This is a genomic window from Streptococcus sp. HMSC070B10 (genome assembly GCF_001808665.1).
Classification (GTDB): domain Bacteria; phylum Bacillota; class Bacilli; order Lactobacillales; family Streptococcaceae; genus Streptococcus.
In genome coordinates, this window is record NZ_KV794217.1 from 87,442 (window position 1) to 95,143 (window position 7,702).

Annotated in this window: 8 protein-coding genes; all 8 read left to right on the forward strand. The window is 40.3% G+C overall.

What is annotated here, in order from left to right:
- Positions 1-165 precede the first annotated feature (165 nt).
- The gene (locus tag HMPREF2613_RS10715) at positions 166-864 is read left to right on the forward strand and encodes an N-acetylmannosamine-6-phosphate 2-epimerase (protein WP_049487328.1); all 699 of its coding nucleotides are present in this window, start codon (positions 166-168) and stop codon (positions 862-864) included.
- A gap of 114 nt (positions 865-978) precedes the next feature.
- Complete coding sequence (locus HMPREF2613_RS10720; RefSeq protein WP_049552070.1) at positions 979-2,307, forward strand: ABC transporter substrate-binding protein; 1,329 nt, start codon at positions 979-981, stop codon at positions 2,305-2,307.
- Between the two features lie 327 nt (positions 2,308-2,634).
- On the forward strand, positions 2,635-3,501 hold the full coding sequence (locus HMPREF2613_RS10725) for a carbohydrate ABC transporter permease (RefSeq protein WP_161683542.1): 867 nt from the start codon (positions 2,635-2,637) through the stop codon (positions 3,499-3,501).
- Positions 3,502-3,516: 15 nt separating this feature from the next.
- A complete protein-coding gene (locus HMPREF2613_RS10730; RefSeq protein WP_001192119.1) occupies positions 3,517-4,356 on the forward strand; it encodes a carbohydrate ABC transporter permease in 840 nt (279 codons plus the stop codon).
- Between the two features lie 226 nt (positions 4,357-4,582).
- Positions 4,583-5,035 (forward strand): NanQ anomerase/TabA/YiaL family protein, encoded by a 453-nt coding sequence (locus tag HMPREF2613_RS10735; protein WP_000575452.1) that lies wholly within the window; start codon positions 4,583-4,585, stop codon positions 5,033-5,035.
- Positions 5,036-5,054: 19 nt separating this feature from the next.
- Entirely contained in the window at positions 5,055-5,699 is a 645-nt protein-coding gene (locus tag HMPREF2613_RS10740; protein ID WP_070480381.1) for a YesL family protein, read from the forward strand.
- A gap of 172 nt (positions 5,700-5,871) precedes the next feature.
- Positions 5,872-6,789, forward strand: coding sequence for a dihydrodipicolinate synthase family protein (locus HMPREF2613_RS10745; protein WP_070480382.1), 918 nt, complete (start codon positions 5,872-5,874; stop codon positions 6,787-6,789).
- 17 nt (positions 6,790-6,806) lie between these two features.
- A partial coding sequence (locus tag HMPREF2613_RS10750) for an ROK family protein (RefSeq protein ID WP_033681497.1) occupies positions 6,807-7,702 on the forward strand: 896 nt, incomplete at its 3' end.

Genomic DNA, 7,702 nt, shown 5'->3' on the forward strand with positions numbered 1-7,702 from the left:
ATATACTGAGCGAATTGAAAATAAGACAGTGCTGAAACTACTTTCAGAAACTGCTGTTCTATAAAATACTTTTGAAACTGAAATCTATTCTACCACAAAGTATTGAAAGCGCTTTAAAAATAATATATAATGAACCCATAAGAACAAAGAAAAGGAGGAAAGAGGATGCCACAGATTACTAAAGAAGCCTTGATTGCACAAATCAAAGATGGAATCATCGTTTCTTGTCAGGCCCTTCCTCACGAACCGCTCTATACAGAAGCGGGAGGAGTCATTCCCTTGCTGGTCAAAGCGGCTGAGCAAGGTGGAGCAGTCGGTATCCGAGCAAACAGTGTTCGTGATATCAAGGAAATCAAGGAGGTCACAAAACTTCCAATCATTGGGATAATTAAACGAGATTATCCACCACAAGAACCCTTCATCACTGCTACTATGAAAGAAGTTGATGAATTGGCAGAACTTGATATAGAGGTAATTGCTCTGGATTGTACCAAGCGTGAACGCTATGATGGTTTAGAGATTCAAGACTTCATACGTCAGGTTAAGGAGAAATATCCTAACCAGCTCTTGATGGCTGATACAAGTACTTTCGAAGAAGGATTGGCAGCTGTTGAAGCAGGAATTGACTTTGTCGGAACAACTTTATCAGGATACACATCTTACAGTCCAAAAGTGGATGGTCCCGATTTTGAATTAATCAAAAAACTCTGTGATGCTGGCGTGGATGTCATTGCAGAAGGAAAAATTCATACACCAGAACAAGCCAAACAAATCCTGGGATATGGAGTGCGAGGCATCGTTGTAGGTGGCGCTATTACTAGACCAAAAGAGATTACAGAACGCTTCGTTGCTGGTCTTAAATAACACAATCTCAAAAAAGAGGAGAGTGGTGGATGCGTCGGATGAAATGAAAACGTATACAAGTTCAATCTTACTCATTATCCAATATGGATACGCTTATCAATTAGGAGAATACAAATGAAATTTAGAAAACTAGCTTGTACAGTACTTGCGGGTGCTGCGGTTCTTGGCCTTGCTGCATGTGGTAATTCTGGCGGAAGTAAAGATGCTGGGAAATCAGGTAGCGATAGCGGAAAAACAGAAATCACTTGGTGGGCATTCCCAGTCTTCACTCAAGAAAAAACTGGTGACGGTGTTGGAACATATGAAAAATCAATCATCGAAGCGTTTGAAAAAGCAAATCCAGATGTAAAAGTGAAATTGGAAACCATCGACTTCAAGTCAGGTCCTGAAAAAATCACAACAGCTATCGAAGCAGGAACAGCTCCAGACGTACTGTTTGACGCACCAGGACGTATCATCCAATACGGTAAAAATGGTAAATTGGCTGAGTTGAACGACCTCTTCACAGACGAATTCGTCAAAGATGTTAACAACGAAAATATCGTACAAGCAAGTAAAGCTGGAGACAAAGCTTACATGTATCCAATTAGTTCAGCTCCATTCTACATGGCTATGAACAAGAAAATGTTGGAAGAAGCTGGAGTTGCAAACCTTGTAAAAGAAGGTTGGACTACTGATGATTTTGAAAAAGTTTTGAAAGCACTTAAAGATAAAGGCTACACACCAGGTTCATTGTTCAGTTCTGGTCAAGGGGGAGACCAAGGAACACGTGCCTTCATTGCAAACCTTTATGGCGGTTCTGTAACAGATAAAGATGTAACAAAATATACAACTGATGATCCTAAATTTGTCAAAGGTCTTGAAAAAGCAGCTAGCTGGATTAAAGACGGTTTGTTGAACAACGGTTCACAATTTGACGGTGGAGCAGATATCCAAAACTTTGCCAACGGTCAAACATCTTACACAATCCTTTGGGCACCATCTCAAAACGGTATCCAAGCTAAACTCTTGGAAGCAAGTAAAGTAGAAGTGGTAGAAGTACCATTCCCATCAGATTCAGGTAAACCAGCTCTTGAATACCTTGTAAACGGATTTGCAGTATTCAACAATAAAGACGACAAGAAAGTTGCAGCATCTAAGAAATTCGTTCAATTCATCGCGGATGACAAAGAATGGGGTCCAAAAGATGTTGTTCGTACAGGTGCTTTCCCAGTTCGTACTTCATTTGGCAAAGTTTATGAAGACAAACGTATGGAAACAATCAGTGGTTGGACTAAATACTACTCACCATACTACAACACTATCAATGGTTTTGCTGAAATGAGAACACTTTGGTTCCCAATGTTGCAATCTGTATCAAATGGTGACGAAAAACCAGCGGATGCTTTGAAAGCCTTTACTGAAAAAGCTAACGAAACAATTAAAAAAGCTACAAAACAATAAGCACTAATACTCAATGAAAATCAAAGAGCAAACTAGGAAACAAGCCGCAGGCTGTACTTAAGTACGGCAAGGCAACGCTGACGTGGTTTGAATTCGATTTTCGAAGAGTATAAATCAGATTGATTCCTCCCTTTTCCCCGTGCATAGCCTATGTAAGAAAAGGGAGGATTTTGTTTGAAATGTAAGGAACTGTCACGAAATTAAAATGAAGTTCTTACATAAGCGAATCTTAAAAAATTTCATTTTGATTTTAAAACAGTTCAAGAAAGTCAAAAAATTATTCTATTTGAAAGAGAGGTGCCGACTGTGAAAGTCAATAAAATTCGTATGCGGGAAACAGTGATTTCCTACGCTTTCCTAGCACCAGTATTATTCTTCTTTGTCATCTTTGTCTTGGCTCCTATGATTATGGGATTCATTACAAGTTTCTTTAACTACTCAATGACTAAATTTGAGTTTGTGGGCTTGGACAACTACATTCGCATGTTTAAAGACCCTGTCTTTATGAAGTCTTTGATCAATACCGTGATTCTGGTTATTGGATCTGTACCAGTTGTTGTTCTATTCTCACTATTTGTAGCATCTCAGACCTATCATCAAAATGCTATTGCCAGATCCTTCTACCGTTTCGTCTTCTTCCTTCCTGTAGTTACAGGTAGTGTTGCCGTAACAGTTGTTTGGAAATGGATCTATGACCCACTATCAGGGATTCTAAACTTTGTCCTTAAGTCAAGCCACATCATCAGCCAAAACATTTCTTGGTTGGGAGATAAAAACTGGGCTTTGATGGCGATTATGATTATCCTTTTGACAACTTCAGTTGGTCAGCCGATTATCCTTTATATCGCTGCCATGGGAAATATTGACAATTCATTGGTGGAAGCAGCTCGGGTTGATGGTGCGACTGAATTGCAAGTGTTCTGGAAGATTAAATGGCCTAGCCTCCTTCCGACAACACTTTATATCGCAATCATTACAACAATTAACTCATTCCAATGTTTCGCCTTGATTCAGTTGTTAACATCTGGTGGTCCAAACTACTCAACAAGTACACTGATGTACTACCTTTACGAAAAAGCCTTCCAATTGACAGAATACGGCTATGCCAACACTATCGGTGTCTTCTTGGCAGTCATGATCGCTATCGTAAGCTTTGTTCAATTTAAAGTACTTGGAAACGACGTAGAATACTAAAGAAAGGAGACAGCTATGCAATCTACACAAAAGAAACCTTTAACAGCTTTCACTGTTATTTCAACTATTATCTTGCTCTTGTTGACCGTGCTGTTCATCTTTCCGTTCTACTGGATTTTGACAGGGGCCTTCAAATCACAACCTGATACCATTATGATTCCGCCACAATGGTTCCCTAAAATGCCAACCATGGAAAACTTCCAACAACTCATGGTGCAAAACCCTGCTATGCAGTGGATGTGGAACTCTGTATTTATCTCATTGGTAACCATGTTCTTAGTTTGTGCAACCTCTTCTCTAGCAGGCTATGTCTTGGCTAAAAAACGTTTCTATGGTCAACGTATTCTATTTGCCATCTTTATCGCTGCCATGGCACTTCCAAAACAAGTTGTCCTTGTACCATTGGTACGTATCGTCAACTTCATGGGAATCCATGACACTCTTTGGGCAGTTATCTTGCCTTTGATTGGATGGCCATTCGGTGTCTTCCTTATGAAACAATTCAGCGAAAACATCCCTACAGAGTTGCTTGAATCAGCTAAAATCGATGGTTGTGGTGAGATTCGTACTTTCTGGAGCGTAGCCTTCCCAATTGTGAAACCAGGATTTGCAGCCCTTGCAATCTTTACCTTCATCAACACTTGGAACGACTACTTCATGCAGTTGGTTATGTTGACTTCACGTAACAACTTGACTATCTCACTCGGTGTTGCGACTATGCAGGCTGAAATGGCAACCAACTACGGTTTGATCATGGCAGGTGCAGCTCTTGCAGCTGTGCCAATCGTAACAGTCTTCCTTGTCTTCCAAAAATCTTTCACACAAGGTATTACTATGGGAGCTGTCAAAGGTTAATACTCTGCGAAAATTGAATTCAAACTACGTCAGCGTCACCTTGCCATACTTAAGTATTGCCTGCGGTTAGCTTCCTAGTTTGTTCTTCAATTTTCATTGAGTATAAGAGAATACAGAGTTATAAGTGTCTACAAAATGTTGGGTATTTGCTTACCTTAGAGATTTTGTTAGACACTTATCAACTTAAGAATGATTTTAGTTAACTATCAGAAACGAAGGAAAGAGTATGATTTTTGACGATTTGAAAAACATCACCTTTTACAAAGGAATTCATCCCAATCTAGACAAGGCTATCGACTATCTCTATCAGCACCGTAAGGATTCTTTCGAATTAGGAAAGTATGAGATTGATGGGGACAAGGTCTTTCTAGTTGTTCAGGAAAATGTCCTCAATCAAGCTGAAAATGATCAATTTGAGCATCATCAGAACTATGCAGATTTGCATTTGCTGGTAGAAGGACATGAATATTCGAGTTACGGTTCACGTATCAAAGACGAGGCAGTAGCATTCGACGAAGCAAGTGACATTGGCTTTGTGCATTGTCATGAACACTACCCACTCTTGTTGGGTTATCACAATTTTGCGATTTTCTTCCCAGGAGAACCACACCAGCCAAATGGCTATGCAGGTATGGAAGAGAAGGTTCGCAAATATCTCTTTAAAATTTTGATTGATTAAAAACTCAGGAGGAGTAGACATGGCACAAAAAGGAGTAAGCCTTATCAAGGCAGCATTTGATACAGATAACTTTCTCATGCGTTTTAGTGAGAAGGTCTTGGATATCGTGACAGCCAATCTTCTTTTTGTTGTCTCTTGTTTGCCCATCGTGACGATTGGAGTGGCTAAAATTAGCCTTTACGAGACTATGTTTGAGATTAAGAAGAGTAGACGTGTGCCTGTCTTTAAAATCTATCTAAGAGCTTTCAAGCAAAATCTGAAACTAGGTCTTCAGTTAGGTCTGCTTGAGTTGGGTATCGTCTCATTAAGTATTTTAGACCTCTATCTTTTTTGGGGGCAGACAGCTATGCCTTTCCAAATGGTAAAAGCTATTTGTCTAGGTGTTCTTATCTTCCTCACTATCGTGATGTTGGCTAGCTACCCCATAGCTGCGCGCTATGATTTGACTTGGAAAGAAGTGCTACAAAAAGGACTTATCTTGGCAAGTTTTAACTTTCCTTGGTTCTTCCTCATGTTAGCTATTCTCTTTATCATTGTGATGGTTCTTTATCTGTCCGCCTTCAGTTTACTTTTAGGTGGCTCAGCCTTCCTGCTTTTTGGGTTTGGGCTCTTGGTCTTTCTCCAGACTGGATTGATGGAGAAAATTTTCGCAAAATACCAATAGGATGGCTTGTTTCTGAAACTACTTTCAAGCCATAAACATTTCAAAATTCATATCGAAACTAAAATCTAAGTGTACACAAGGTGTTGAAAGCGTTTTTTACAAGGTGTATACTAAACACGTAAAGAATAAATTCTGTTTCTAGCAGAAAAAAAGAAATCTTAGGAGAAAATCTATGTCAGATTTAAAAAAATACGAAGGTGTCATTCCAGCCTTCTACGCATGTTATGATGATCAAGGAGAAGTAAGTTCAGAACGTACGCGTGCCTTGGTGCAATACTTCATTGATAAAGGTGTTCAAGGTCTTTACGTCAATGGTTCTTCTGGTGAATGTATCTACCAAAGCGTTGAAGACCGTAAATTAATCTTAGAAGAAGTCATGGCAGTTGCCAAAGGTAAATTGACCATCATTGCTCACGTTGCTTGCAACAATACCAAAGATAGTATGGAACTTGCTCGTCATGCTGAAAGCTTAGGAGTAGATGCTATTGCAACGATTCCGCCGATTTATTTCCGCTTGCCAGAATACTCAGTTGCTAAGTACTGGAACGATATCAGTTCTGCAGCTCCAAATACAGATTACGTGATTTACAACATTCCTCAATTGGCAGGGGTTGCTTTGACTCCAAGCCTTTACACAGAAATGTTGAAAAATCCACGTGTTATCGGTGTTAAGAACTCCTCTATGCCAGTTCAAGATATCCAAACCTTTGTGAGCCTTGGTGGGGAAGACCACATCGTCTTCAACGGTCCAGATGAGCAGTTCTTAGGTGGTCGTCTTATGGGTGCTAAAGCTGGTATTGGTGGTACATATGGTGCCATGCCAGAACTCTTCTTGAAACTCAATCAGTTGATTGCTGATAAAGACTTGGAAACAGCGCGTGAATTGCAATACGCTATCAATGCTATCATTGGTAAACTCACTTCTGCACATGGAAATATGTACGGTGTCATCAAAGAGGTCTTGAAGCTCAATGAAGGACTGAACATTGGTTCTGTTCGTTCACCATTGACGCCAGTGACTGAAGAAGATCGTCCAGTTGTAGAAGCAGCTGCAGCCTTGATTCGTGAAACCAAGGAGCGCTTCCTCTAATCCATAAGGAGGTATTTATGACACACTACGTTGCAATTGATATCGGTGGAACCAACATCAAATATGGTTTGATCGACCAAGAAGGCCAACTTGTTGAATCCCATGAAATGCCAACAGAGGCGCATAAAGGTGGGCCTCATATCTTACAAAAGACCAAAGATATCGTAGCCAGCTATTTAGAAAAAGGCCCAGTAGCAGGTGTTGCTATTTCTTCAGCAGGAATGGTGGATCCAGACAAGGGTGAGATTTTCTACGCTGGGCCTCAAATCCCTAACTACGCAGGCACCCAGTTCAAAAAGGAAATCGAGACTAGCTTTAATATTCCTTGTGAGATTGAAAATGATGTCAACTGTGCAGGTCTGGCTGAGGCGGTATCTGGTTCAGGCAAGGGAGCGAGTGTCACCCTTTGCTTGACTATTGGAACCGGTATCGGTGGTTGTTTGATTATGGATGGGAAAGTCTTCCATGGTTTTAGCAACTCAGCCTGCGAAGTTGGTTATATGCATATGCAGGATGGAGCGTTCCAAGATTTGGCTTCTACAACAGCTTTAGTGAAATATGTAGCTGAAGCACATGGAGAAGATGTTGATCAGTGGAATGGCCGACGTATCTTTAAGGAAGCTACCGAAGGAAATAAGATTTGCATGGCTGGTATTGACCGTATGGTAGACTATCTAGGAAAAGGTCTGGCAAATATTTGCTATGTGGCCAATCCAGAAGTCGTTATTCTAGGTGGTGGTATCATGGGACAAGAGGCTATCCTCAAACCAAAAATTCGTGTAGCCTTGAAAGAAGCTTTGGTACCAAGTTTGGCTGAGAAAACAAGATTAGAATTTGCCCATCATCAAAATACAGCAGGTATGTTGGGTGCATATTATCATTTTATACTCAATGAAAATCAAAGAGCAAACTA

Excerpts from the sequence above, each read along its gene's own strand:
- HMPREF2613_RS10715 (WP_049487328.1), top strand. The coding sequence starts at position 166 with ATGCCACAGATTACTAAAGAAGCCTTGATTGCACAAATCAAAGATGGA.
- HMPREF2613_RS10720 (WP_049552070.1), top strand. The coding sequence starts at position 979 with ATGAAATTTAGAAAACTAGCTTGTACAGTACTTGCGGGTGCTGCGGTT.
- HMPREF2613_RS10725 (WP_161683542.1), top strand. The coding sequence starts at position 2,635 with ATGCGGGAAACAGTGATTTCCTACGCTTTCCTAGCACCAGTATTATTC.
- HMPREF2613_RS10730 (WP_001192119.1), top strand. The coding sequence starts at position 3,517 with ATGCAATCTACACAAAAGAAACCTTTAACAGCTTTCACTGTTATTTCA.
- HMPREF2613_RS10735 (WP_000575452.1), top strand. The coding sequence starts at position 4,583 with ATGATTTTTGACGATTTGAAAAACATCACCTTTTACAAAGGAATTCAT.
- HMPREF2613_RS10740 (WP_070480381.1), top strand. The coding sequence starts at position 5,055 with ATGGCACAAAAAGGAGTAAGCCTTATCAAGGCAGCATTTGATACAGAT.
- HMPREF2613_RS10745 (WP_070480382.1), top strand. The coding sequence starts at position 5,872 with ATGTCAGATTTAAAAAAATACGAAGGTGTCATTCCAGCCTTCTACGCA.